Here is a 25558-nt window from a genome sequence, read left to right as displayed (position 1 = left end):
AAACCGCAAAAGGCCCAAATATTTTTCTGGGGAAGACATAAAGTGGACTTTTTAATTCAGAACATACTGAACGCCCTGCAGTGGGGGAGCTTCTATGCGCTTATCGCGCTGGGCTACACCCTGGTGTACGGTGTTCTGCGTCTCATCAACTTCGCCCATGGCGACATTTTCATGGTGGGAGCGTACATCGCATTTGGAATCTCCGGGGTTCTGCTCGGACCGTCAATCGGCCTGTCCCCCCTGTGGACATTCGTCGTCGCCGTACCACTGACCATGGCCCTGACCGCCTGTGTCGGTGTCACGCTGGAGCGTATCGCCTATCGCCCCCTGCGCCGAAAAGGCGCGCACCGACTGTATGTGGTTATCACGGCACTCATGTGCGGCTTCATCCTTGAGTACTCCAACCTGGCCGTGCTCGGTGCCGAACGCCTGAAATTTCCGGAACTGATTCAAAAATCCATCTGGCATATGGGTGACGTGACCATCACCAACCTGAAGGTCATCGTTATCGTGGCTGCCATCGCGGTTTTTGTCCTGTTGAACTTCATCGTGACAAAGACAAAAATCGGCATGGCCATGCGCGGCATCTCGTACGATAAATTCGCCATCCCGCTCATGGGCATTCCCATTGACTTCATCATTGTATTCACCTTTGTGCTGGGATCCGCCTTCGCCGGACTGGCCGGACTGCTCTACGCCATGTCCTACCCCATACTGGAACCATTCATGGGCATGCTTATCGGCTGGAAGGCATTCATCGCCGCAGTCGTGGGCGGCATCGGGGACATCAAGGGCGCATTCGTGGGCGGCTTCCTGCTCGGCTTCATCGAAGTCGGCGTTGTTGCCATGCCCGGCCTGGAGTCCACCTACCGTGACCTGTTCGCCTTCTCGATTCTGCTGATCATCCTCTGGGTCAAACCCACGGGCCTGTTCGGCATGCCGCAATCCACAAAAATTTAGGGAGTCCATTACATGCAAAGATACTCCCTCAACGTGCTCATGGCAGCCATTGCGGTCGTGCTGCTGGTCCTGGCACAATACAGAATTATTGATGGCTACATTCAGGCCACCCTCATGTATGTGGGCATCAACATCATCATGTCCACCAGTCTGAACCTGGTGAACGGCAACATGGGAGAGTTCACCTGTGGTCACGCCGCGTACATGTGTGTCGGCGCGTACATCTCATCCGTGCTGTCCGTATTCTGCTTCGGCAACAAACTCGGCGCGCCTCTGCTTCCGGCAGACATGGCTGTAGTCGTGTTCCCTATCATCATACTCATCGGCGGTTTTCTGGCGTCGCTGGTTGCCATTCTCGTTGCCGTCCCGTCCTTCAAGACACGCGACGACTACCTGGCCATCATCACCATTGCCGTGAACTACATTGTCATCTCGGCCATCGAGAACATGGACTTTGTCGGAGGCTCCCGCGGCTTCCAGGGTATGAAGGACACGGTCTGGGCCATGAAGGGCACCCTGAACGCACCCTGGATGCTTTTCTGGGTCATGCTGTTCACCGCCTTCAATGTCTGGGTGATCCGGCGCTTCATCACATCCACCTTCGGCAAGGGCGTCAACGCCATCTGTCAGGATGAGGTCGCAGCCGAGATCATGTCCGTGAACACCAACAAGATCAAAACCGTCAACTTCATGCTATCCGCTGGCCTGGCCGGTTGCGCGGGCGGTCTGTTCGCCCACATCGTCGGCTACGTCAACCCGCAGTCCTTCAATATCCTGAAATCCACCGAGGCCATGGTCATGGTCTATCTCGGCGGTATGGGCTCGCTCTCCGGCGCAGTCATCTCTGCCGTGGTCTTCACCTTCCTCATGGAAGTGCTCAGATCGCAACCCCTCATGGACTTCCTGCTGGCTCCCGCCACCTTCGTGTTCCCGGACTGGGAGCCGTCGGCCGGTGTCATCAAGTGGATCATCATTCCGCTGCTCCTCGTGCTGATCATGCAGTTCAGGCCGGAAGGTATCCTCGGCAACCGCGAATTGTCGGACGTGTTCCCGAAACTCAAAAAATTCTACACATTCAAATAGGGGGTCGATATGTCACTTCTTAAAATCGACTCTCTGACACAACGATTCGGTGGCCTCCAGGCCGTGTCCGAATTCAGTGTGGATATGAAAGGCGGCGAACTCATGGGCCTTATCGGCCCCAACGGCGCAGGCAAGACCACCATCTTCAACCTGATATCCGGTTTCTACCAGCCCACGGAGGGCACCATCACCCTGGATGGCAACCCCACTGCAGGCCTCAGGCCGCATCAGGTCACCTCCATGGGTATCGCGCGCACCTTCCAGAACATTCGCCTCTGGCATGACATGACGGTGCTCGACAACATCCGTATCGCCCAGCACTACCGCATGGGATATGGTGTGCTCGATTCCATCCTTCGGGGCAAGAAATACCGCAAGCGCGAAGCCCGCATCCTGGAGATTGCCGAGGAACTGCTTGAAGCCATGTCGCTCACTGACGTGGCCATGGAGTTCCCCAAAAACCTCCCCTACGGCCTGCAACGTCGTGTGGAGATCGCCCGGGCCATGTCCATCCGGCCCAAGCTGCTGCTTCTTGACGAACCCGCAGCCGGACTGAACTCCGCAGACGTGGAAGACCTCATCAAGCTGGTGCGCTGGATTCACGACAACTTCGACATCACCATCTTCATGATCGAGCACCAAATGAAGGTTGTCACCTCACTCTGCCAGTGGATCAAGGTCATCGACTTCGGTGCCACCATCGCAGAGGGGACGGCAGAAGACATCCAAAGCAACCCGGCCGTCATCAAGGCCTATCTTGGAGACGACAACATATGAGTACGCCACTTCTCGAGGTCTCCGACCTCTACGTCAAATACGGCAATATCGAGGCCCTGCACGGCATCTCCTTTACCGTGGGTGAAGGCGAGATCGTCACCCTCATCGGTGCGAACGGCGCAGGCAAATCCACGACACTCATGTCCGTGTCGCAACTGCCGCCGCCCGAAGCTCCCAAGGTCATCAGCGGCGACATCAAGTTCCGCGGCAAGTCGATACTCGGCATGGCCCCGGACAAGATCGTCTCAGACCTGCATCTGGCCCTGGTGCCGGAAGGCCGTCACATCTTCGGCAACCTGACCGTTGAAGAAAACCTCAAGCTGGCGACCTTTGCCCGCAAGGACGGACAGACCGAAATCAACCGCGACTACAAGCGCGTTTACACCCTCTTCCCTCGCCTCGACGAACGGAAGAAGCAGCGCTCCGAGTCACTGTCCGGTGGTGAACAGCAGATGCTCGCCGTGGGCCGCGCTCTCATGTCCGGTACCAAGTTCATCATGCTTGACGAGCCATCCATGGGGCTTGCCCCGCTGCTCATGTACGACATGTTCCGCACACTCAAGGATCTCAATGCCGAAGGCATGACCATCCTGCTCATCGAACAGAACGCCAACCTGGCTCTCAAGTTCGCTCACCGCGGCTATGTCATCGATACCGGTGAAATCGTTGCCGAAGGCCCGTGCGACGAACTCATGGAAGATCCTGAAGTGAAGAAAGCCTACCTCGGCGGCTAGAACGCATAGACACCAACAAATAAGGGGCTGCCTGACGCATATTGGGCAGCCCCTTTTTCTTCCCTTCTCCCGGCTCTTTCCTTTCTTCTTCTCCACTGTTCTCAGCCGATTTCAGTTCGCCCTGCTGGCACGGGTTATGCTTCTTGATATTGAGTAGGTAAAATTTACCTTTCTTCATATCAACTGAATGGAGTAGTGCCATGTCAACGCAGGCAATTGGTTCTGGTGGGTATACGAACGCGTATTCGCTGCTGCGGGCAGCCAATGAAGAGGAGCAGCTTGTTGCTCAGGCCAAAAAGGTTGACCAGGAAGCGAAAGCCAGCGGGACAGCCATGGGTAACGATATCATGTCCTACCTCGATAAAGTCCCCAAAGGGTCTGACGGCAAGTTGTCATTTCAAGAAGTGGACGACTACCGCACGACCCTGGAAGAAGAGTGGGACGCTGCGGTCATGGCTGACCTCAAAAAGCTCGGCGTCGACGTCTCAACCAAAATCCCCCTGACCTATGACACCACAACAGGCAAAGTCACTGTTGCCAGCGGCAACGAGGACAAGGCCGTCATCGACCAGTATTTCGAAAACAATCCTGACAAGGTTGAGGATTTCAACACCATCCTGCAGCTGGGCAAACTGACCACAACGGCCAGCACTCAGTTGACGCAGGCGTCCTTCATGCAGTCACTGCAACAGGAGTCGCTCGCATGGTGGTATGAAGACAACTCCGACCCCACAGACTGGTTCAGCGGCGGTGGCATGCTGACCGGCACCGGGCAATCCAGCTACACGGGGCTGAACCTGCTTGTGTAGCATAGCCAAGGTCTTCTTCAGATTCATCCATACAAAAACGGCGCACTCTGTAGAACAGAATGCGCCGTTACGTCTTTTTCTTTCCCCCAAATCGCGTTTCAACCGAAACGGGTTCCGGGGGCTTTCATGCTGCGTGCAGGCAGCCGCAGACTAATCCTCGATCACAGTGGCCTTGTTGATGAACACAGGCTCGACCGGGACATCGTCATGGAAGCCGTTACGACCTGTGGCAACGCCTTTGATCTCGTCAACGATCTCAGTGCCCTCGACGACCTTGCCGAAGACTGCGTAGCCCCAGCCCTGCGGAGTCTCGGAAGAGAAGTTCAGGAAACCGTTGTCCTTGACGTTGATGAAAAACTGGGAGGAAGCGGAATGCGGGTCCATGGTACGCGCCATGGCCAGAGTGTAGATGTCATTCTTGAGACCGTTGTTGGCTTCGTTCTCAATGGGGGCACGAGTGGCCTTCTCGTTCATGTTCTCATCCATGCCGCCGCCCTGCACCATGAAATTGGAGATGACGCGGTGAAAGATGAGGCCGTCGTAGAAGCCCTCTTCGACATACTGCTGAAAGTTGGCAGCGGATTTCGGTGCCTTGTCGAAATCGAGTTCAATGACGATATCGCCCATGCTGGTTTCCATTTTGATCATAAAACTGCTCCTTTGTGCCGGTTCGTTCCCGGCGTAATGTCATTTCTGGTGCCACCGTGTACCAGAGGCCGGGCTGGCTGGCAAATGCGGCCATCTGGCCAAATCAGAACTCCGGAGTTTCGGTCACCGCTCCCTTGACGGAAGAACTGCCCTGGGGAGGGGGATCAGGTAACAAATCGGACTCGACTGTCGAGCCGGACAGGACTTCTGTTTCCGGCTTGATCGGCTGTACCGGTTCCTTGACGGGTTCTACCACATCTCCGGCTGGCTGCACGGAAAACGGTGAGCCGAGTTTCATGATATTACGCTCGATAACCAGATCAGCCTGTGGTTCAAGTATCTCCGTCTGCTTGGCCGCATACGGATTCTCGGGCTGGAAGTGCACGGGTGCAGGCTTGTCCACCAGAGCGGTGGCGAGAAAGGCTAACGCCAATCCCGCCCCGACTGGTTTGAGAATCCTGATAAGACCCTTCCAGGCAATGGCCATGCTCTACCCCTTGATGACCTGTGCGATGGTCTCCTGATCCTCTGCGGCGAGGTAGGGATGCATGGGCAAGGCAAAGATGCGGCTGGCGAGATCTTCTGATACCGGAAAATCACCCATGGAATAGCCCAGGGAATCAAAGGCTTTCTGCAGGTGCAACGGTTTGGGGTAGTAGATCACGCTGGGAATGGATGCCTCGGCGAGTCGGCCCATTATCTCGGTGCGATGTTCTGTGTCCCGAGCCAGCACGCAGTACTGAGCCCAGACAGAGACATTGCCCTCGGGCACGGATGGCGGGGTCAGACCGTCAATACCGGACAACAGTTCGGCGTAGCGATCCGCCACGATCTGGCGCTTGGCGATCTCGTCAGGGAAGATCTCGAACTTGGCCTGGAGCACGGCAGCCTGCATGGAATCAAGGCGCGCGGTGAGACCGAGACGATCATTGTCATATTTCTCCACGCCCATGCCATGCACTCGGATGGAGGTCAGCAGCTTGTAGGTCTCGTCGCTGTGGCAGAAGACCATACCGCCGTCGCCGTAACAACCCAGCGGCTTTGCCGGGAAAAAGGAGGTACAGGCCATATCGCCGAAAGAGCAGACAGGCTTACCCTTGTAGGTGGCGCCAAAAGACTGGGCTGCGTCCACGATGAGGAACAGGCCGGAGTTCTGCGCAAGGGGCTGGATGACATCATAGTCAGCTGGCTGACCAAAAATATCCACCGAGATAACGCCCTTGGGCTTGAGGTCGGAGCGGTTCTCCTTGACGTCACGAATCTTGCGGCGCAGGTCGTCCGCGTCAATGTTGAAGGTCACCGGGTCCACGTCGACGAACACCGGGGTAGCTCCCAGGAGCGCGACGACTTCAGCCGTGGCAATGAACGTGAACGGCGTGGTAAAGACGGCATCACCCGGACCGATATTCTGGGCCATGAGGGCCATCATCAGCGCGTCCGTACCGGAGGAACATCCGACAGCGTGGCTCACATTGCTGAACTCGGCAAGAGTGGCTTCCAGACCGCTGATTTCCGGTCCCATGATATAGGCGCCGTGTTCCAGAACACCTTCGATGCCCTTCTTCACAGACTCTTCAACTTGCTTGTACTGCGTTTTCAAATCAATAAATGGAATGCTCATATGTATCTCACTTGGTGTTAACGTTTTGTTCTTTGGCACTGTCTCATAGTATCGGGTGCCTGAACAAGAAATTTAGGATTGATGCTTGCGGGCAGCGGCCACGAAGCGCTCGGCCCAGCCAGGCACAGCCAACGCATGAATGTGATTGTACCCTGCCATGGTGTTTTTATAGAGGAACCCGTCGTGACCGATGGCACTCCCCTTTCCACGGCGCATTCGCAGACCGAATTCCAGGTCGGGCGCATTGTCGGAGACACACATTGAATAATGAAACTCATGTCCCTGAATGGTTGAACCCACCGGATAGAACGGATTCTCGGCAATGACTTCAGCCTCGGTATAGCCAAGCCCTTGAGGCCGAGGACAGAATGAGGTGGACAAGGGGAAAACCCCTGCCATTTTGTGGGAAGCACCCTCAATCTGCAGAGAATCGCACAGCACCATGAAGCCTCCGCACTCGGCGTAGATCGGCAATCCGCTCTCTGCCAAAGCGTAGATATGTTTCAGAATAGACGAATTGGCCGCAATTTCCGAACAGAAAACCTCGGGGAACCCACCACCGAGATACAGACCGTCCAGCTCGGGCCACGGCGTGTCGTCAAGCAGGCTGACCCGAACCATCTCTGCTCCGGCGTGCTCCAAAGCCTCGAGATTTTCGGGATAATAGAACCAGAGCGCGGCGTCGTGCACATAGCCTATGCGTACGGACTTCGCTGCAGGCTGACCGGAAAAGATCGGTTGTGTAACCGGACCGAAATCCGAGGCGGACTCGGCCACTTTCAAGATTGCGTCCATGTCCAGCCATTCTTCTGCCATATCGGCCAGTGCGTCAAGTGCGTCATGGCCGCTCCCGGTATACTCCTGATCGGACATGAGCCCCATGTGACGTTCCGGAATGGGATTCTCTCCGATTTTGGGCAGCATGCCGAGCACCGGCACATCCGTATGCGTTTCAATGGACTTCTTGAGAATGGAACGATGGCGTTCCCCAGCGGTTCTGTTCAGGATCACTCCGGCCAGGTTCACCCCTTTTTCAAAGTGAACGCAGCCTTGAACAATGGCCGCCACGGTTCGGGTCATCTTGGTGCAGTCGATAGCCAGTATCACCGGAGCATCGAGCACGCGGGCCAGCTCTGCCGTGGAGCAGGAGCCCTGTTCGTCCTTGCCGTCGAACAACCCCCGGTTGCCTTCAATGAGGCTGACGTCAAACCCTTGCGATTTATGAAAGAAAAGTGAGCGAATCGCTTCTGAGGAATGAAAGAAAGGGTCGAGATTCGAACAGGGACTTTTGGCGGCAAGACCAAGCCATTTGGCGTCGATATAGTCCGGCCCCTTTTTAAAGGGAGCGACTTTTTTACCCGCCCTGGAAAAGGCACGGGCCAGGGCCAGGGAGACAATAGTCTTTCCTGTGCCACCGGAAAGCCCGGCAAGAACTATACGAGAAAGAAATGTGTGCACTATGATGGAGCCCATAAACTGAGAAAAGCCTTGCCCATTACCACAAGGTAAGGGCAAGGCCTCAAGTACCGGGTCAGGCTAGAGTCTAGTCTTCACCCTCGGATGCGGCCTGTTTTCCAGCGCCGGTGAGACCGTACATGGTGGTGGACCCGGAGGACCAGAATACCAGTTTTTCTTCCTGAATCAGGGCGGTCAAAACTTTTTTGACTGCACGAGCTTTCTCATCTGGAAAGAGCTTTGTGAAGTCATTGAAGTAAAACTTCGACTTGTTTTTGGACTTCTCTTCGCAGTAGGCAATGATCGTTGCTTTAGCGGAATCGACGTCGAGTGCCATGATGGACTCCTTTCGTTAAAAAAGAACGGGATACGGTATAAGAAAACCGTATCCCGAGTGTATTTATCTTACCACTTGAATTGAGTGGTCTGACGCCAGGTGTAGTAAGCAGGATCACGGAAGTCATCGATCAGGTGCTCGGAGAAGGGCAGGTCGCATTTCTCGAAGAAACGTTCCCAACCAATACGGTTAGCCCAGTCGCCCAGACGTTCGTATTTGTTAGCTTCAGCAGCGTAGGTGTCGAGGATCTTCTTGATCACTTTGGTCATCGTAGGCCAGCGAGGAGGCTCGTTGGGTACGAAGGGAACCACGACCTTGGAGAAGGCGGGCTTGGTGATACGGTTGGAGATCTTACCACCGACCATGATGGCGATACCGTCGCCTTCACCATCGGACAGGGGCAGGGAGGGGCACATGGTGTAGCAGTTACCACAGAACATGCAGCGCTCTTCCTTAAGGGCAACGGTCTTGTAGGTCTTGCCATCAATTTCGACCTTGGACGGGCGGACTGCACCGGTGGGGCAGGCTGCGACGGCCAGGGGAATCTCGCACAGGTTGTCGAGGTATTCGTGGTCAATGATGGGAGGCTTACGGTGAATACCGAGGATTGCGATATCGGAGCAGTGAACTGCACCACACATGTTGAGACAGCAAGCCATGGAAATGCGCACCGGAGCAGGCAGCTTCATGTCAGTGAAGTCATCAAAGACGACGTCCATGGTAGCCTTGACGGTACCGGAAGCGTCAGTAGCAGGCGTGTGGCAGTGGACCCAACCCTGGGTGTGAACGATATTGGTCACACCAGCGCCGGTGCCGCCAACAGGGAACTTCATGGAGCCAGCTGCGAACTTCTGTTCGTTCAGGAAGGCTTTGAGTTCCTTGGCTGCTTCTTCGGTCTCAACCTGGAATTCGAGGTTGTTACGAGTGGTGAAACGAACGAAGCCGCCGCAGAACTTGTCGGCGATGTCGCAGATTTCACGGATCATGGTAACGGTCATCAGACGAGCGGTAGCAGCACGGACTGTGTAAGTCTTGTCGCCGGAGAGGCCTACGTGCAGCAGAACGCCGGGTTCGATGATCTCATGGTAGTCCCATTTACCAAAGTTGTCTTTGATAACCGGGGGCAGGTACTCGCCGAAGTGACGAGGGCCAATGTCGGAGATCCGACCTTCCATCGGTTTGTCGGGATTGTACCCGGAAGAAATAAAAGCCATATTATTTCACTCCTCTTTTTAGCGCTGGTGGCGCTTGCGGAAATCGTTGATGTCGCGTTCCCAACCACCGTCAACGTCTTCTGCTTTCCAGAAGATGTAGGGGTTGTGGCGAGGCTCCTGAACGTGACGGGCATCGACATCAACACCAACGGCGTTGATCAATGCAGCCAGGCCGAGACGCTTCATGGTCTCACCGATACGTTCACGGTTTTTGCCTTCTTCCATCCACCAATCCCACACGTTCTCAACGACATCCTTGATGTCCTGGAAGTCGTCGTCCTTGTTCACTTCGATGAAGGGAATAAGGAGGGAACCCATCTGGGGACCGTCGAGGATCGGGGCTTTTGCACCACAAAGGATGGAACAGCCGGTCTCTTCACCGATCTTCAGTGCGCGAGGCATGGTGTTGATGCAGTGCATGCAACGAACACATTCTTTGTTGTCAATGGTCAGTTTGCCATCATAGCTGATGCAACCGGACGGACAGAGATCAACGACTTCTTTCTGAATGTCGAATGCACCCCAGTCTCTACCGGCGTGTGCGCCTGCGTTGGGGGCGATTTCGCCACCGACGTAAGCAGCGACTGCTTCCTGATTAATGCGGATGCCGTCTTTCCAGGTACCGATGAAGGACAGGTCAGAACGAGCAATAGCTGCGACACAGCCGTTGGGGCAGGCGTCGAACTTGAACTTGAACTTGTAGGGGAATGCGGGACGGTGAAGTTCGTCCTGGAATTCCATGGTCAGGTTGTAGCACAGCTCCTGAGAATCGTAACAGGCGTACTCACAACGGGACATACCCATGCAGGAAGCAGGGGTACGCAGGTTGGAACCGGAACCACCGAGGTCGATGTCCAGGTTGTGGGTCAGCTCGAAGAAAATTTCTTCCAACTGGGGGGTAGTGGTGCCCAGGAACACGATGTCGCCGGTGGCGCCATGCATGTTGGTGAGACCGGAACCGCGAAGGTCCCAGATGTCCATCAAGTCGCGGAGCAACTTGGTGCTGTACCACTTACCATTGGGCTGTGCCACACGAACGGTGTGAAAATGTGCAACGCCGGGGAACATTTCGGGCTGGTCACAGTAACGACCGATAACGCCGCCGCCGTAACCGAAAACGCCAACGATGCCGCCGTGTTTCCAGTGAGTCTCACCATCAGTGTAGGACATTTCGAGAACGCCCAGCAAATCGTCAGGACAATCGACAGGAATCTGGTAGTCCAGACCCTTTTCGTTCTTGGCTCGAGCTTCAGCCTCCTGTTTGATGTCGGATACAAAGCTGGGCCACGGGCCGCTTTCCAGCTGATCCAACAGAGGAGTTTTGTGTTTCGCCATTCCCTTAACCTCCATAGTTTGATTAAGATGTTGCCATCAACCATTATTGCGCTCAGGCCGGCAAGCGGTGAAAGTTCACCATGAGCCAGAACGCCTTTCCTACTTAACGCAAATACCCCCGAATAACAGCTTTGCACCATTATTCACAAGGTATGCAGGACCGCCAACGTACTGAACATAACGGTTTTATGTCAACCGAAATATCCAAGAAAACATTGTCCATCCTCATTAATATAACCTATGCACCAACCTGTGCGAGACAGGAACCGTCATCAGGGGGTTGCCATTACAGCCTTCCCGGAGTATCGGTCCCATTGCGCAGGTTGTGGAACGCTATAATCGTTACCGCAAAAGCATATGAGGAGCAATACAAACTTGCAACAATCAGACTCGAATACACCGCAATGCAGACAATGTGGGGAATGCTGTCGTAAAGGCGGTCCCGCCCTCCATATCGAGGATCTTCCGCTGATCGAAAACGGCACCATCGCCCTTGCCGACATCGTCACCCTCAGATCTGGTGAACGCGCCTATGACCAGCCCGGCGAGAAGGTCGTCCCCCTTGAATCCGAGGTGCTGAAAATCAAGGGCCGCGACGGCAACTGGACCTGTCTTTTCTTCAGCCCCGAATCAAACATGTGCGGCGTGTATTCCACCCGCCCCATTGAATGCGAAATGCTCTTCTGCCAGGACACGGCTCCATTGAGCGCCATGTATGACAAGGGCCGCCTGAGCCGCACCGACGTCCTGCCCGAAGGACACCCTCTGCTCGAGCTTATCACCGAGCACGATGCCAAATGCAATCCCGTCCGCATGGAAGCGCTCGGCATGGCCGCCCGCGAAGGCGACACCGAGGCAGGCAAGGAGCTCAAGGAGATGGTGGTTTTCGACACTGAAGTCCGCCGCCTGGTAACGGAAAAGGCGGGCATGGCTCCTGAGTTGAACGACTTTCTGTTCGGCAGGCCCATGCGCGTGTTGCTGGCAAACATGAATATCAAGGTCTATGAAACAGGCGGTACCCTCCGCTTTGGATTCAATTCTTAGGAGATAACGATATGAAAGACGAACGCGGCCATTATTATACACCTGTTCTTCAGCACCCCGAGGTGCGGATGTATGTTCGGGAAGAAGATGACCAGATTCAGTTCCGCCTCTACAATCCGACCGAACCGATCATCTGGGAAAAGCACGGCTGGATGCCCTTTGATGTCATTGAACAGGCTGCGGCCATGTTCCGAGAAAAGGGCACGGACCGGAACCCCATGGCGCTGTATGATCTGGACATTGCCAAAAAGCTGCTGACCGAAGGATAACCACCCGGTATTCAGCACTATTTACTACAAGATACAAGCCGCTCTTCTGTCGAGGAAGAGCGGCTTTTTCGTATCAGGCCGCACGATCGGGACATTGTCCCAGCTCATGAGCACATAAAGGGAACTTCCCCTATTGTCTCGCGGAAAGCTAAGGTGTTTACTATCGACACCACACAATCACATCGTTTTCCCGGCATCCCGCCGGGAACTCCCCCAGAAAGGCTCCAATCACCGCCATGGAGCCTTTCTCTTTGTGGCGTACACAACAATTTATCGACATCCCTGAATCCCTCCGTCAAGGAGCGATAAGGTTGACCTGCTGCACCAGTTGTGACAAAGCGTGTCGGCGTCAACGGAAAGCACAGCCGTCTGGCACTCCCCCATAACATGTGCCACAAGAAGAACCATGTCCCAGTTCACGAAGAGCATCACCCAGAATCATGTACGACACGGCATCAAGGTCGGAATAGCCAGTGTGCTCGCCTATTTCGTGTCAAACCAGATACAACTTCCGTATGCGTACTGGGCTGTCATCACTACCGTTATCGTCATGCAGATGCATGTCGCGGACTCCATTCAGATGTGCGTCTACCGCTTTACAGGCACCGCCCTGGGCGCGGCCATCGGCATACTCTGCATCCTGATCTTCCCCCCCACCCCGCTCTACACACTCCTGGCCATATTCATCGGAACCGGGGTTTGCGCCTATCTGACACGGTATAACGCCCGATACCGCATGGCGGCCATTACCTTGTCCATCGTCTTCCTGACCAGCCTTGGCGAAGACCATCGCATCATGTTCACGCTCCTGCGCGTGGCGGAGATCGGCATCGGCGTCCTGTGTGCCTTCTTTGTTTCCGTGGTCATCTGGCCCAGCCGAACAGGAGCCGTGCTCCGGGAGCGGGTACAAATTCAATATAAAGAGCTGGCGGACCATTACGCCCTGCTCATGAGCAACTTTCTCAATCGCCAGCAAAAGACCGACCCTGACCTCTTTTTTGATCTGGTGGGGCAGACCCAGGAGAACAGGGCCATGTTTCACAAGGTCTATGCATTGGAGCGACGGTTTTTCCGCGACGACGTCAACCTGCTGTCATTACAGGTCAACGTTCTCCATTCGGTTCTGGAACGGCTGCAATCCATGCCCCTTCTGCTCAACGATGTGGAAGGCGACGGGTTTGATATCATCATGGCTCCGGAACTCACGGAACTGACCAGAACCACGTCAGCCGCCCTGCGCGCCATAGGCTCTGGCGAAAAGCACGACACCCATGCCCTCGCCGCTGCCGTGGACGCCATCGAGAACCGTTTTCTTGAGCTGCGCCGCCAGGGGGTGACCGAACGGTTTCAGGTCCGCCGCCTCTTTCAGGTACTCAGCTTCATCAACGCCTCCCAGCACCTCGGTGAATATGTGCTCGCCACCCTTAACAAGCCCGAACTGAACCAACCCTGACGCGGCCTCTTCCATTGCATATCGGGCCGTCACGGCAGAGACTCTCTATAGGCCTTGCCTAATAAGGTTGATCACCGGGCCAAGAACGATTACCAGTATGGAGCAGAATAAATAGGTATAGTTGCAAGAAACAAAGCAACGCAAAAAATCACTAGACAATTCAAGTCAATACCGCAGACACCACCTTTTGGAGCTTTCATGATCCGCCTGTCAGACATCCGTATCAGACCAAAACTTGTTCTGTTTTTTCTCATAACTGGTGTCATTCCACTGGTGGCAGTCGGTTTTTTCAGTGCCAAACTGAACACGCAATCCTTGATGGAGAAATCCTTCAACCACCTGCTCACCATCCAGTCCATCCGAAAAGGACAGATCGAGGACTACTTTACCCGCTGTTTTGCCGACATACAGGTTCTGGCCGAGGCCGAACGGATCGAAGGTCTCGTCAACAAGCTTGAGGAATACAAGGCCACGACCAGTGACATCAAGACGTCGATCGTCACCCGAAACAAGCACTATCTCGACACCATAGAGCCCTTTGTAAGACCGCTGACCCACTATGTGGCAACCTATCGCTACAACAATCTGATCCTGATCGACGCCGACAAGGGAAACGTCCTGTTTTCCGTGACCGAGGAAGCCGATCTGGGAACCAGTCTGAGTACAGGCCAATTCAAGAACTCCGGGCTGGCCACTGCCTGGCGCAAGGCGCTGGACACCGGGGCAACCGCCATCACTGATTTTCACGCCTACAGTCCGAGCGCCAACCAGCAATCCGCCTTCATTGCCGAACCCGTTCGCGACACAGACGGCACGATACAGGCCGTACTGGTCCTGCAATTGACCGCCGAGGAGATCACCCACGCGGTCGACTCCAGAAAAGGCATGGGAGAGACAGGCGAGTCCTACCTGTTCGGCATCTCCGCCAAAACAGGCGCTTACGAACTCCGCAGCAATCTGCGCACCATGGGGAACGACGCATATGTCGTCGGCCACACATTCAAAACCCCCCTGAGCTATTGGCAGGACGCTGTCGCCGCGGGCCGGGCCGGAGGACACAAGACCTACATTGACAGCGTGGGCAATCCCGTACTGGTCGCCTTTGATCAGCTCGAAATACCCGGCCTTGACTGGTACCTGGTCTCCAAGATCAACAAGGATGAAGTCACTGCACCCATTGATCGGACGTTTGAACTTATGGTGATTCTGGCCGGATTCATGCTCGCCCTCATTACCGGCTGGGCCTTGTATTTTTCCAAGACGATCACGACCCCCATTGTTGCTGATATGCGCTTTGCCCAGGCCATCTCCGAAGGCAACCTCGAAGCCAAGCTTGAATTGCCGCAAAAGGATGAACTGGGCGATCTCGCCAGGGCATTGAACAGTATGGCGAAGAACCTCCACGAACTCGACTGGCTCAAACGGGGAAAGGAAGGTCTGCACGACGAAATGACCGGAGAGATGGAGGTCGAGGTTTTATGCCAGCGGCTGGTGACGTTCGTGACCAAACATATGAACGCCCAACTCGGCGCGCTCTATCTCCTCACCGACACGGACCTGAAACTCAAGGCGAGCTACGCCTTCAGCGACCGGGATGGAATTTTCGACCGAATCCAGTTCGGCGAAGGCATGGTTGGTCAGGCTGCCAAGACAAACGAGACGTTATCCTACAGCAATATCCGCAAGGAAGTTCCTGCCCTCAACTATGGCGCCGGAGAGGGTATCCCCTCGCATTTCATGGCCGCCCCCATCGCTTTTGAAGAGCAGGTTGTGGGCGTATTGCTGCTTGGATCGGTCCACGCCTTCTCACCGCTGCAACTGCTGTTTATTGATCAGAACATGGAGAGCGCCGCCATCCTGCTGAACACGGCCAGGTCGCGTCAGGTCATTCAGGACCTGCTCCATCAGGCTCAGGAACAGCAGGAAGAGCTCCGTGTCACCAATGACGAACTGGAAGCGCAGGCCGAGGTCCTCAAGGAATCCGAGGCCGAGCTTCAGGCACAGCAGGAAGAGCTGCGCGTCACCAACGAAGAGCTCGAGGAGCAAACCTCCGCCCTGAAGGAATCCGAGGCCGAACTCCAGGCGCAACAGGAAGAACTGCGCGTCACCAACGAAGAGCTGGAGGAACGGACTCTGGCGCTGGAAGAACAGAAAGCAGCGATCGTCAGCAAAAACGCCGATCTGGTCAAAGCTCAGGAAATTGTACGCCAGAAAGCGCATGATCTGGAACAGGCCAGCAAATACAAATCCGAGTTCCTGGCCAACATGTCCCATGAACTCAGGACACCTTTGAACTCCATCCTCATTCTGTCCCAACTGCTGGGCCAGAACAAGGAAGGCAACTTGACCACACGTCAGGTCGAATCTTCCAAGGCCATTCACTCGTCCGGCTCCGATCTCCTGACACTGATCAACGAAGTGCTTGATCTCTCCAAGGTTGAAGCAGGCAAGATCGAACTGGTCATCGACGACCTGCAGATCGAGACGCTCATCACCGACCTGCAACGCCTGTTCAATGACATGGCCGCAGAGAAAGGCATCACCTTTGACATCACCGTAACCAACGACCTGCCGAACAGCATCAGGACCGATTCACAGCGGCTACAACAGGTGCTCCGCAACCTGCTGGCCAATGCCTTCAAATTCACCCGGCAGGGCATAGTCTCGGTTTCCATTTCCCGGCCTTCGCCAGCCCTCCTCGTCAACTCCGAGCTCGACCCTGCGACCTCGCTGGCCTTTTCCGTCAAGGACGATGGCATTGGAATCCCGCTGGAGAAGCAGGAAGCCATATTCCAGGCGTTCCAGCAGGCGGACGGGAGCACCAGCCGCACCTATGGCGGGACCGGTCTGGGCCTGTCCATTTCCAAGGAGTTGACCGCACTGCTTGGCGGCATTATCCGTCTCCAGAGTATCGAGAACCAAGGCAGCACCTTCACCATCATCCTGCCTGAGACCTATACCGAACAATCCCGACGGAACCGCATCCTGCCCGCAGGGCTCATCCCGGAAAAAGCAGAGCAACAGAGCAGCCCTGCCGCGCCTCCGGACACCAGCGAACAGGAAGAGGAAGACAGCGGCACCGAAGCGTTCAAAGCATGCGCACCACCGGAGGAAATCGACCAGAATCCGACGATCTCATCCAAAGTGCCCCCATGCGAACAGGAATTTCTTGAAGATGACCGGGAACACGCGACGCCTGAGGCCCGCAGCCTGCTGATTATCGAAGACGACCGCACCTTTGCCAAAGTCATGCGGGACTTCGGTCGTGAACGCGGGTTCCTGTGTCTGGTCGCGGAAGACGGCGAAACCGGTCTCCACTTCGCGGACTATTACAAACCCAGTGCCATCATCCTTGATATCGGCCTGCCCGGCATCGACGGGTGGACTGTCATGGAACGGCTCAAGGACAACCCCGACCTCCGGCACATCCCGGTCCACTTCATGTCGGCCAAGGACAGCTCACTGGATGCCATGCGCATGGGCGCCATCGGTTTCCTGTCCAAACCCGTGACCATGGAGAACATAGAGGAAGCCTTCAGCAGACTGGAAGACACCATCTCCCGCCCTGTCAGCAATCTGCTGCTGGTGGAAGACGACACCATTCAGCGCCAGAGCATAGAACTCCTCATCGGCAATGGCGACGTCAGGACCACGGCTGTCAGCAGTGGCCACGAAGCCTTTGAGGAACTCGTGCGGGGCAACTATGACTGCATGATCCTGGACCTCGGCCTGGAGGACATGTCCGGCTTCGACCTCCTGGAAAAAATCCGGCTCGATGAAACGGCCTGCCGCGTCCCGGTCATCATTTATACAGGCCGCGACCTGACCGTGGACGAGGAAAAACAGCTGAACAGATATGCGGAGAGTATCATTATCAAGGGCGCCAAATCACCGGAACGGCTGCTCGAAGAATCCGCGCTCTTCCTCCACCGCATCGAGGCCGACCTGCCCGCAGACAAACAGAAGATGCTCCAGATGGTCCACGACAAGGAGTCCGTGCTGAGCAACAAGACGGTCCTGCTGGTGGATGACGACATGCGCAACGTCTTTGCCCTGACCAGCGTACTCGAAGAAAAGAACATGGATGTCATCGCCGCGAAGAACGGCCTGGAGTGTCTGGACAAACTGAAAGAGAATGCCGCCATAGACTGCATCCTCATGGATATCATGATGCCCGAAATGGACGGCTATGAGGCCATGACCGAGATTCGCAAGCAACGACAGTATGAAAAGCTGCCGATAATCGCCCTGACCGCCAAGGCCATGAAGGGTGACCGCAGCAAGTGCATCGAAGCCGGAGCCAGTGATTATCTGGCAAAACCTGTAAACACTGACAAACTGCTCTCCATGATGCGGGTATGGCTGTACTAAGATGAGTGACTTCACCGACATTGACAACGAACGCCTGGAGATTCAGCTTCTCCTGGAGGCCATATACATCAAATACGGCTATGACTTCCGGGATTACTCCTGCGCCCATACCAAGCGCCGTCTTGAACACCGGATGAACCTGGAGAAAATCAGCAACTACTCTGCCATGCTGCACAGGCTGATATACAACCAGGACTTCTTTGAGAAGCTGCTGCTAGACCTGTCCATCAATGTCACCGAGATGTTCCGCGACCCGTGGTTCTACAAGAAGGTCCGGGAAGCGGTCATCCCCCATCTCCAGACATATCCGTATATCAAGGTATGGCATGCAGGGTGTTCCGCCGGGCAGGAGGTCTACTCCATGGCCGTTCTCCTGCAGGAGGAGAACATGGCAAGCCGCTCCCAGATTTACGCGACCGACTTCAACGAGATGATCCTGGCCAAGGCCAAAGACGGCATATACCCCATGGACCTGGTCCGCGAATACACCGCCAATTATCAGAAGTCCGGCGGCAACAACTCCTTTTCCGACTACTACACGGCCGACTATGACAACGTGGTCATGAGCAGCACGCTGCGCAAGCAGGTGCTCTTCTCCTCCCACAATCTGGTCACCGACGGCGTCTTTGGTGAGATGAACGTCATCTTCTGCCGGAACGTGTTGATTTATTTCAACAGAGACTTGCAGAACAGGGTTCTGGAACTCTTCTGTGACAGCCTGTGCCCAGGCGGATTTCTTTGCCTCGGGTCCAAGGAAAACATTAAGTTCTCCAGTGTCGCAAACAAATTCGAAGTGATTGCGGACAGAGAGAAAATCTACAGGAAGAAACGGACGGCCTAGGATATGAGTGCGAGTAACACCCCCCGCTATGCAGCCGTGGTCATCGGCGTTTCTGCCGGTGGACTGGCAGCCCTGGATCAGATTCTGCCCAAGCTGCGAAAGGATTTCGCCATGCCGGTCCTCGTGGTGCAACACATCAAACCCGACTCGGAGAGCTATCTTCCCCAGCACTACAATCTCCGTTGCCCCCTTGAGGTCAAGGAAGCCGAAGACAAGGTCCCACTGAAAGCGGGCACCATCTACTTTTCTCCTCCCAACTACCATTTGATGGTGGAATGCGACCGTAGTATCGCGCTTTCCATTGCTCCCCGCGTCAACTTTTCACGCCCTTCGGTAGATGTCCTTTTCGAAACCGCCGCAGAGGTGTACGGGCCGGAACTCATCGGCATCGTCCTTACCGGCGCCAACTCAGACGGAGCCAAAGGACTGGCCAAGATCAAGCGGCTCGGCGGCCTGACCGTGGTCCAATCGCCGAAAACGGCGAACACCGACACCATGCCCAAGGCGGCCATCGCCGCCACCAGGGTGGATCATATTCTTCCGCTGGAAGAAATCAGCACGTTCCTCAATTCAGTGAACGATCAAGGATAATCATGGGAATCGCAAAAATACTCATCGTCGACGACAAACCTGAGAACCTGCTTACACTGGAGAGTCTGCTGGATTACCCAGATCTGGAGCTTGTCAGGGCGGACTCCGGCGCAGAGGCATTGGCCCAGATTCTGGACCATGATTTCGCGCTGGTGCTTCTCGATGTCCACATGCCGGACATGAGCGGGTATGAAGTGGCCGAACTCATGCGCGGCAACAAGAAGACCCGCAACATTCCGATCATCTTCGTGACCGCCGAGGTCAGTAATCAGCAGCATATTTTCAAAGGCTATGAATCCGGTGCCGTGGACTATCTGTTCAAGCCGCTGGAACCCGTGGTTTTCCGCAGCAAGGTGAATGTCTTCCTCAAGATTTTTCGCCAAAAGGAAGCGCTTGAGCGCAACGCCCGCGAACTCGACAGAAAGCTGGTGGAACTGGAAGAGCTCCAGCAGCAGCTTGAAGAGACCAATGAACAGCTGCACATGCTCTCCATCACCGATGGCCTGACAGGTCTGTACAACAAACGACAGTTCAATCAACTCATGGCAGATGAGTGGAGCCGCTCAATGCGTCACAAATCTCCCTTCTCTGTCGTCCTGATGGATATCGACCTGTTCAAGGAGTACAACGACACCTACGGCCACGCCGTCGGGGATGAATGCCTCAGAAAGGTGGCGGCCGCCCTCACCGATGTCGTCAAACGCGGACAGGACAAAGTCGCCCGCGTGGGCGGCGAGGAGTTCGCCATCATACTCCCAGACACGGATATTGAAGGCGCACAGCTCATCGGCGAACGGGTCAGGTCCTGCATCGAAGATCTGTGCGTGATCCACCAGAGTTCCACTGTCTGTGAATTCGTCACCGCAAGTGTCGGCACCTGCTCGACCATCCCGAACATGACCAACAGCAGCAAAGACTTCATGATCAGGGCGGACCAGGCCATGTATCAGGCCAAATCCGCAGGGCGAAACGCCAGCTTCAATGTCCAGCTCTGATCCCGCGCTCTCCCACTCCAGAAAGACAGGGCTCCGGTTTTTGACCGGAGCTTTTCTCATGGCACGATGACATTCTGCCCGCGAACACTCTGTTTAAACGGGAAAAAAACCCTTTCCCCCTCCCCGCTTTCAAATGCTTTTATTTGCGCTTGACTTAGAGTAAACTCCAACTTGTACACTCATCCCATGAATGGAGAAAGGACATGAAGATCAGCGAACTGGCTCAACGACTCGACGTCTCGCCCCACACCCTGCGCTACTACGAAAAAATCGGTTTGATCCGGGATGTGGACAGGGCCGGAGGGCGGCGGGTCTACACTGAAAACGCCCTGAACTGGATGCGCTTCATCCTGCGCCTCAAACAGACCGGGATGCCGCTGAAAAAAATTCAACGGTATTCTGATCTCCGGCACAAAGGGGATAGTACGCTATCGGAACGCAAGGCCATGCTCCTTTCTCACCGGCAGGATCTGGAGGAGAATATCAATCAACTCCAATCCCATCTGGTCGCACTGGACCAGAAAATTGAAATCTACGAGACATTGGAGAAAGAGTATGACGCGCTACGAGCTGGGATTGAAAAAACTTGAAGAAATAGACGGACAGGCCGGAACCAACGTGATCGAGAGCCTGAAAGACATTGCACCGGACTTTGCAACCTATCTGATCGAGTTCCCTTTCGGCGATATTTATGCACGCCCCGGGCTGGATCTCCAATCACGGGAAATCGCCACCATCGCGGCCCTGACCGCCATGGGCACGGCCACGCCACAGCTCAAGGTGCATATCACAGCCGGACTCAACGTGGGGTTGAGCCGGGAGCAGATCGTGGAGACCATCATGCAGATGGCCGTGTATGCGGGGTTCCCTGCCGCACTCAACGGGTTGTTTGCGGCCCAGGACGTGTTCGAATCGCTTGAGCCGGATACCACCTGTTAGGAAATCCACTGAAAAGACATGAAAAAGCCCCGGAACGTCAGCAGATATTCTGGGGCTGCTTCATGCAAAAGTGTCTTTATTCAGTCAGGGCAGCCGCCACCACGTCACGGCCCAGACGGCGAACCATGGCTCCGATCCGCTCGAACTTCTTGGCGTTTTCCTTGTAGTAGGTCAGTCCTTTGGCAATGGATTCAAGCGCTTCGGCTTTGCTGACTTTCTTGCCCAGCACGATACCGGTACACGCATGGCGATTGGCGGCTCCGCCATAGTATACATTCCATCCCTTGGCTCCGCCCACCAGCCCTACGTCACGGACAAAGCTCAAGCCACAGGCCATGGCGCACCCGGACACGCCGCTCTTGATCTTGAAAGGATACGGACCGTTGGCCTTGATCAGATCCAGCAGCGCGTCCCCCATGGCGCGGGTGTCCTGCATGCCGTATTTGCATTGGTCTCCGCCGGGACAGACGGAAACGCCGGGGGGACACTTGTCCACAGGCGTACCGAGCGCAGCCGCGATCTCGTCCACCTTGTCCGACGGGATGCCTTCAAGGTTGAAACGCTGACCTGTCGTGGCTCTCAAGGAGGGTAACGCGTATTTGGTCATGACATCCATGATCTTCCTGACCATATCCGGGGTCAGCAGCCCCTGATTGACACACAAACGCAGGACATGTGTGCCGTCCTTGCGTGCAATGGGCATGACACTCAACGTATCAACAGTATCCATAACGAAAACTCCTTCATTCATTCTTTGAGCAAACCCTATAAGCCGTCAGCGGGGAACAGTCCAGACAGCGTAGACGCTCACCCCCTCCTCTCTGCGTGACGCCCATTGCCAAAGTATACCAGGAATACGCCCCCCACACCGGACTATGGATGCCCCATAAGAGCCTTTATTATAATTCCTACTACCTTCACGATGTGTTAAATATCTGTAAATTTCTCCGCAAAAGCTGTATAACACATACTGCGCTTTAACCATGAGGGAATAGCTATGGACACAGCCTATATTTCCAAACTGAGAAAATTTGTTGCTCCCGAATTCATTTTCGGAGCCGACGCTTCCATGCTGGCTGGGCAATTTGCCGCCAACCTTTCCGTTTCAAAGGCCCTGGTCGTCACGGATTCGACCCTGATGTCGCTGGATTTTTCGGACAGGATACTCGACACCCTCAAAAGTGAAGGGATCACCTGTGTCATGTTCTCCGACGTCAGCCCCAACCCGCGTGAAGACGAGGTCATGGCTGGCGCCGCGCTCTTCGACAAGGAAGGATGTGACGCGCTCATCGCCATCGGCGGCGGCTCTCCCATGGATTGCGCCAAGGCAATCGGCATCGTCTGTACCAACAAACGACACGTGCTCGAATTTGAGGGCGTGGACAAGGTCGATCGCCCCGGCCCACCCCTGATCTGCATTCCCACCACAGCAGGCAGCGCGGCTGATGTCTCCCAGTTCTGCATCATCACCGCTCTGGACAGAAAGGCAAAAATAGCTATTGTTTCCAAGAGCGCACTTCCCGATGTCGCGCTCATCGACCCCGTGCTGACCATGTCCATGGACCGTAATCTTACGGCGTACACCGGCCTTGATGCCCTGACGCACGCCACAGAAGCCTATGTCTCCAACGCGTCGTCGGCCATCACCGACCTGAATGCCCTGGAGGCCGTTCGGATGACCAAGAGGCATCTGGTCACAGCAGTCAACGAACCGGACAATCTTTTGGCACGAAGCGGCATGATGCTCGCTTCGACCTATGCGGGGCTGGCCTTCTCCAACGCCATCCTCGGCGCGGTGCATGCCATGGCCCACAGCCTGGGAGGTCTCCTCGACCTGCCCCACGGTTTATGCAACGCGATCCTTCTGGAACATGTGATCCGGTATAATTTTTCTGCAGCCCCGGAAAAATATCGCAAGCTCGGCATTGCCCTGGATGCGGATATCCCCAAGGATCTCCCGTTGGATGAAATGTGCGAAAGGGTCGTGGGCGCGTATACCTCGTTCAAACAATCCGTAGGAGTCCAGAGTTCGCTCTGTGATCTCGGAGTGACCAAGGCCGACTTCCCCTTGCTGGCAGAACACGCAATGGCCGATGCCTGCATGCTGACCAACCCCAAAGAGCTCTCCGTCCAGGAAATAACGGAAATATTCAAGAATGCCTGCTGATTCAAACAACAATCAAGCGAGCGAAAGAGAGAAGCTCATTGGACTTGGCAAACGTTCAGTCAGTAAAAGCTATTACCCTGAACTCAAAACCCGCCTTGACGAATTGGAGCAGTTTCGCGCCCTGCTGGATCTTGTGAACGATGCCATTTTCGTGGTCGACGCAGACACTGGTATCATCCTTGATATCTCCGGTTCCACACAATCCATGATCGGCTGTGGCAATGCGGACATAGTCGGTTCTCCCTTCAAAAGATTCCTGCCCCGTCACTTGAAACGACACGCGAACAATCTCTTTCATACCGACACGGAAAACCTGCAACTTGAGACGGAACTCCGTCATCCGGATTGCAAACTGCGCGCTGTCCCCGTGGATCTGACCGTCCAGTTGACTCATCTTGGCGAAAGACGGCGGGCCATCATCGTGGCTCGTGACATCAGTGAACGCAAAGCCAATGAACGTCGGCTCAAGAAGAGTCATGATCTGCTGGAGATCAGGGTCAGAGAGCGGACCAGGGAACTCGCTCGCGCCAACCGCGCCAAATCCGAATTTCTGGCAATTGTCTCCCATGAGCTGCGCACCCCGCTGACGTCCATTCTCGGCTTTTCGAAAATCATCCGCAAAAAGCTGGTCAAGGCCATCTATCCCGCAGTGGACCACAAGGGTGACGAGAAGTTGATCAAGGAAATGGAACGGGTAAAAAACAACATCGACATCATTTCAAACGAAGGTGCCCGGCTGACGGCCCTCATCAATGACGTCCTCGATCTGGCCAAGCTCGAAGCCAACAAGATCGATTACAAGTTCGCCCCCATCAACCCGAAAGACTTCATCAACAGATCACTGGAGGTCACGGAGGCGCTGTTCAAGGATTCAAATCTGGTCATGCTGCTGGATCTCGAACCCGACCTTCCCAAGGTCAACGGAGATATGGACCGATTAATTCAGGTCATGGTGAATCTCATCTCCAACGGGGTCAAATTCACCCCCAAGGGGAGCATCACCTGCAAGGCGCGCCACGTGGCAAAGAGTGTACGCATCTCGGTCAGCGACACCGGCGTGGGCATTGAAAAGGACGTGGCCGAAACCATCTTCGACAAATTTACCCAGGTGCAGCCGGAGCAGCATCACAAGCCCCAGGGGACCGGGCTTGGACTCTCCATATGCAAGCATATCGTCCATGCCCACAACGGACATATATGGGTAGAAAGTCAAGTGAACAAAGGCAGTACGTTCATATTCATCCTGCCGGTCACATCCGACAAATAATCGCTGTTCACATCAAAAGCTGACACACGGCAGGACGGAATCACGAATCATGTCTTTGACTCTTCCTGATCCTGGGTGCCGCACAGCCATGACTTGGCGGCTTCATACTCGACAAAGAACCGATAATTTATTGATCTGTTTCGAAACATTGTTTCAAAATTCCGGGCTGTCTCGTCATTTAATCCCGTCCGCAGGGAAGCAAAGCGGAATCCACGCAGGAGGTCTCCACCAGCAAGCACTTCACATGCCGTATAGATATCAAACGAGTCCAGCATGGATGCCATGTTTCTCTCATCAAGAAAGATGGATGTACATCGCGCCTTGCGCGCTGCGTCCGTGACGGCACGTGCATACGTGAAAATGTCTTCAACAGAAGATGTTTCTCCTGTTGTTGTGCAAAGCAAATACCCTTCTTCACATTTGAAGTCATATGAATGTACCATGACACACCTTCCGCACCCAGTATGAACTTTTCCCACCTCTTTTATTTAATCACAACCAGCCAAATACGACAAGAAAAAGTGCATTTTACGCCCCCGGCACCGACTGCCATCACCTTCACTTTGACGTAAAGAACCGTTTAGAGGTATAAACAAACAGGCTTGCTCCAATTGGAGGCCAGCCTCTGATTCGATGACAAACTTTAGC

At 54.9% G+C, this 25558-nt stretch carries 25 protein-coding genes; 16 read left to right on the top strand and 9 right to left on the bottom strand.

Features of this window, described 5'->3' with window-relative positions; all coding sequences use genetic code 11:
* Positions 1-42: 42 nt before the first annotated feature.
* The 5 genes from SRBAKS_RS13855 (at position 43) to SRBAKS_RS13835 (ending at position 4363) form a co-directional block, all read left to right on the top strand.
* Positions 43-960, top strand: a complete 918-nt coding sequence (locus SRBAKS_RS13855) for a branched-chain amino acid ABC transporter permease (protein WP_229591480.1) — start codon at positions 43-45, stop codon at positions 958-960.
* A 12-nt stretch (positions 961-972) separates the two neighbouring features.
* Positions 973-2043, top strand: a complete 1071-nt coding sequence (locus SRBAKS_RS13850; protein ID WP_229591479.1) for a branched-chain amino acid ABC transporter permease — start codon at positions 973-975, stop codon at positions 2041-2043.
* Between the two features lie 9 nt (positions 2044-2052).
* Complete coding sequence (locus SRBAKS_RS13845) at positions 2053-2820, top strand: ABC transporter ATP-binding protein (protein ID WP_229591478.1); 768 nt, start codon at positions 2053-2055, stop codon at positions 2818-2820.
* Positions 2817-3554, top strand: a complete 738-nt coding sequence (locus SRBAKS_RS13840; protein ID WP_229591477.1) for an ABC transporter ATP-binding protein — start codon at positions 2817-2819, stop codon at positions 3552-3554. The genes SRBAKS_RS13845 and SRBAKS_RS13840 overlap by 4 nt, the downstream gene beginning before the upstream one ends.
* A 200-nt stretch (positions 3555-3754) precedes the next feature.
* Positions 3755-4363, top strand: a complete 609-nt coding sequence (locus tag SRBAKS_RS13835) for a hypothetical protein (RefSeq protein ID WP_229591476.1) — start codon at positions 3755-3757, stop codon at positions 4361-4363.
* A 150-nt stretch (positions 4364-4513) separates the two neighbouring features.
* Here the strand turns inward: SRBAKS_RS13835 and SRBAKS_RS13830 are convergent, their stop codons facing one another.
* The 7 genes from SRBAKS_RS13830 to dsrA form a co-directional block, all read right to left on the bottom strand.
* Positions 4514-5011: a peptidylprolyl isomerase gene (locus SRBAKS_RS13830; RefSeq protein WP_229591475.1), complete on the bottom strand. Its 498-nt coding sequence runs from the start codon at positions 5009-5011 to the stop codon at positions 4514-4516.
* Between the two features lie 103 nt (positions 5012-5114).
* Complete coding sequence (locus SRBAKS_RS13825) at positions 5115-5498, bottom strand: hypothetical protein (RefSeq protein ID WP_229591474.1); 384 nt, start codon at positions 5496-5498, stop codon at positions 5115-5117.
* A gap of 3 nt (positions 5499-5501) precedes the next feature.
* A complete protein-coding gene (locus SRBAKS_RS13820) occupies positions 5502-6632 on the bottom strand; it encodes a DegT/DnrJ/EryC1/StrS family aminotransferase (RefSeq protein ID WP_229591473.1) in 1131 nt (376 codons plus the stop codon).
* A gap of 72 nt (positions 6633-6704) precedes the next feature.
* The gene (locus tag SRBAKS_RS13815; RefSeq protein ID WP_229591472.1) at positions 6705-8105 is read right to left on the bottom strand and encodes a cobyrinic acid a,c-diamide synthase CobB; all 1401 of its coding nucleotides are present in this window, start codon (positions 8103-8105) and stop codon (positions 6705-6707) included.
* 70 nt (positions 8106-8175) lie between these two features.
* The gene (locus SRBAKS_RS13810) at positions 8176-8424 is read right to left on the bottom strand and encodes a dissimilatory sulfite reductase D family protein (RefSeq protein WP_229591471.1); all 249 of its coding nucleotides are present in this window, start codon (positions 8422-8424) and stop codon (positions 8176-8178) included.
* A gap of 68 nt (positions 8425-8492) precedes the next feature.
* Positions 8493-9638, bottom strand: coding sequence for a dissimilatory-type sulfite reductase subunit beta (gene dsrB, locus SRBAKS_RS13805; protein ID WP_229591470.1), 1146 nt, complete (start codon positions 9636-9638; stop codon positions 8493-8495).
* Between the two features lie 18 nt (positions 9639-9656).
* On the bottom strand, positions 9657-10973 hold the full coding sequence (dsrA, locus tag SRBAKS_RS13800) for a dissimilatory-type sulfite reductase subunit alpha (RefSeq protein ID WP_229591469.1): 1317 nt from the start codon (positions 10971-10973) through the stop codon (positions 9657-9659).
* 375 nt (positions 10974-11348) lie between these two features.
* Here dsrA and SRBAKS_RS13795 point away from each other — a divergent pair, with 375 nt between their 5' ends.
* The 9 genes from SRBAKS_RS13795 to SRBAKS_RS13755 all read left to right on the top strand — a co-directional run bounded on the left by SRBAKS_RS13795 (position 11349) and on the right by SRBAKS_RS13755 (position 21476).
* The gene (locus SRBAKS_RS13795) at positions 11349-12017 is read left to right on the top strand and encodes a YkgJ family cysteine cluster protein (protein WP_229591468.1); all 669 of its coding nucleotides are present in this window, start codon (positions 11349-11351) and stop codon (positions 12015-12017) included.
* Between the two features lie 11 nt (positions 12018-12028).
* Positions 12029-12286: a hypothetical protein gene (locus SRBAKS_RS13790; protein WP_229591467.1), complete on the top strand. Its 258-nt coding sequence runs from the start codon at positions 12029-12031 to the stop codon at positions 12284-12286.
* 406 nt (positions 12287-12692) lie between these two features.
* Positions 12693-13739: an FUSC family protein gene (locus SRBAKS_RS13785; protein WP_229591466.1), complete on the top strand. Its 1047-nt coding sequence runs from the start codon at positions 12693-12695 to the stop codon at positions 13737-13739.
* Between the two features lie 198 nt (positions 13740-13937).
* Positions 13938-18110: a response regulator gene (locus tag SRBAKS_RS13780; RefSeq protein ID WP_229591465.1), complete on the top strand. Its 4173-nt coding sequence runs from the start codon at positions 13938-13940 to the stop codon at positions 18108-18110.
* 1 nt (position 18111) lies between these two features.
* Entirely contained in the window at positions 18112-18951 is an 840-nt protein-coding gene (locus tag SRBAKS_RS13775; protein WP_229591464.1) for a CheR family methyltransferase, read from the top strand.
* Between the two features lie 3 nt (positions 18952-18954).
* Positions 18955-19542 (top strand): chemotaxis protein CheB, encoded by a 588-nt coding sequence (locus SRBAKS_RS13770; RefSeq protein WP_229591463.1) that lies wholly within the window; start codon positions 18955-18957, stop codon positions 19540-19542.
* A 2-nt stretch (positions 19543-19544) separates the two neighbouring features.
* On the top strand, positions 19545-20537 hold the full coding sequence (locus SRBAKS_RS13765; protein ID WP_229591462.1) for a GGDEF domain-containing response regulator: 993 nt from the start codon (positions 19545-19547) through the stop codon (positions 20535-20537).
* A 203-nt stretch (positions 20538-20740) separates the two neighbouring features.
* Positions 20741-21127 carry a MerR family transcriptional regulator gene (locus SRBAKS_RS13760; RefSeq protein ID WP_229591461.1) on the top strand — a complete coding sequence of 129 codons (387 nt, stop codon included), beginning with the start codon at positions 20741-20743 and terminating at the stop codon, positions 21125-21127.
* Positions 21093-21476 carry a carboxymuconolactone decarboxylase family protein gene (locus tag SRBAKS_RS13755; protein ID WP_229591460.1) on the top strand — a complete coding sequence of 128 codons (384 nt, stop codon included), beginning with the start codon at positions 21093-21095 and terminating at the stop codon, positions 21474-21476. Before SRBAKS_RS13760 ends, SRBAKS_RS13755 begins: the two co-directional genes overlap by 35 nt.
* A gap of 76 nt (positions 21477-21552) precedes the next feature.
* On the opposite strand, the gene SRBAKS_RS13750 is transcribed toward SRBAKS_RS13755, so the two are convergent.
* Positions 21553-22206, bottom strand: coding sequence for a nitrite/sulfite reductase domain-containing protein (locus SRBAKS_RS13750; RefSeq protein WP_229591459.1), 654 nt, complete (start codon positions 22204-22206; stop codon positions 21553-21555).
* 267 nt (positions 22207-22473) lie between these two features.
* Between SRBAKS_RS13750 and ercA the strand changes: the two genes are divergently transcribed.
* Both ercA and SRBAKS_RS13740 read left to right on the top strand, forming a co-directional pair.
* Entirely contained in the window at positions 22474-23643 is a 1170-nt protein-coding gene (gene ercA / locus SRBAKS_RS13745; protein ID WP_229591458.1) for an alcohol dehydrogenase-like regulatory protein ErcA, read from the top strand.
* Positions 23633-24910 (top strand): PAS domain-containing sensor histidine kinase, encoded by a 1278-nt coding sequence (locus tag SRBAKS_RS13740; protein WP_229591457.1) that lies wholly within the window; start codon positions 23633-23635, stop codon positions 24908-24910. The genes ercA and SRBAKS_RS13740 overlap by 11 nt, the downstream gene beginning before the upstream one ends.
* 47 nt (positions 24911-24957) lie before the next feature.
* Here the strand turns inward: SRBAKS_RS13740 and SRBAKS_RS13735 are convergent, their stop codons facing one another.
* The gene (locus tag SRBAKS_RS13735; protein ID WP_229591456.1) at positions 24958-25194 is read right to left on the bottom strand and encodes a hypothetical protein; all 237 of its coding nucleotides are present in this window, start codon (positions 25192-25194) and stop codon (positions 24958-24960) included.
* Positions 25195-25558: the final 364 nt, after the last annotated feature.

Origin of the sequence: Pseudodesulfovibrio sediminis (genome assembly GCF_020886695.1) — a bacterium.
Lineage (GTDB): Bacteria > Desulfobacterota > Desulfovibrionia > Desulfovibrionales > Desulfovibrionaceae > Pseudodesulfovibrio > Pseudodesulfovibrio sediminis.
This window is presented reverse-complemented; position numbering and strand designations above follow the sequence as displayed.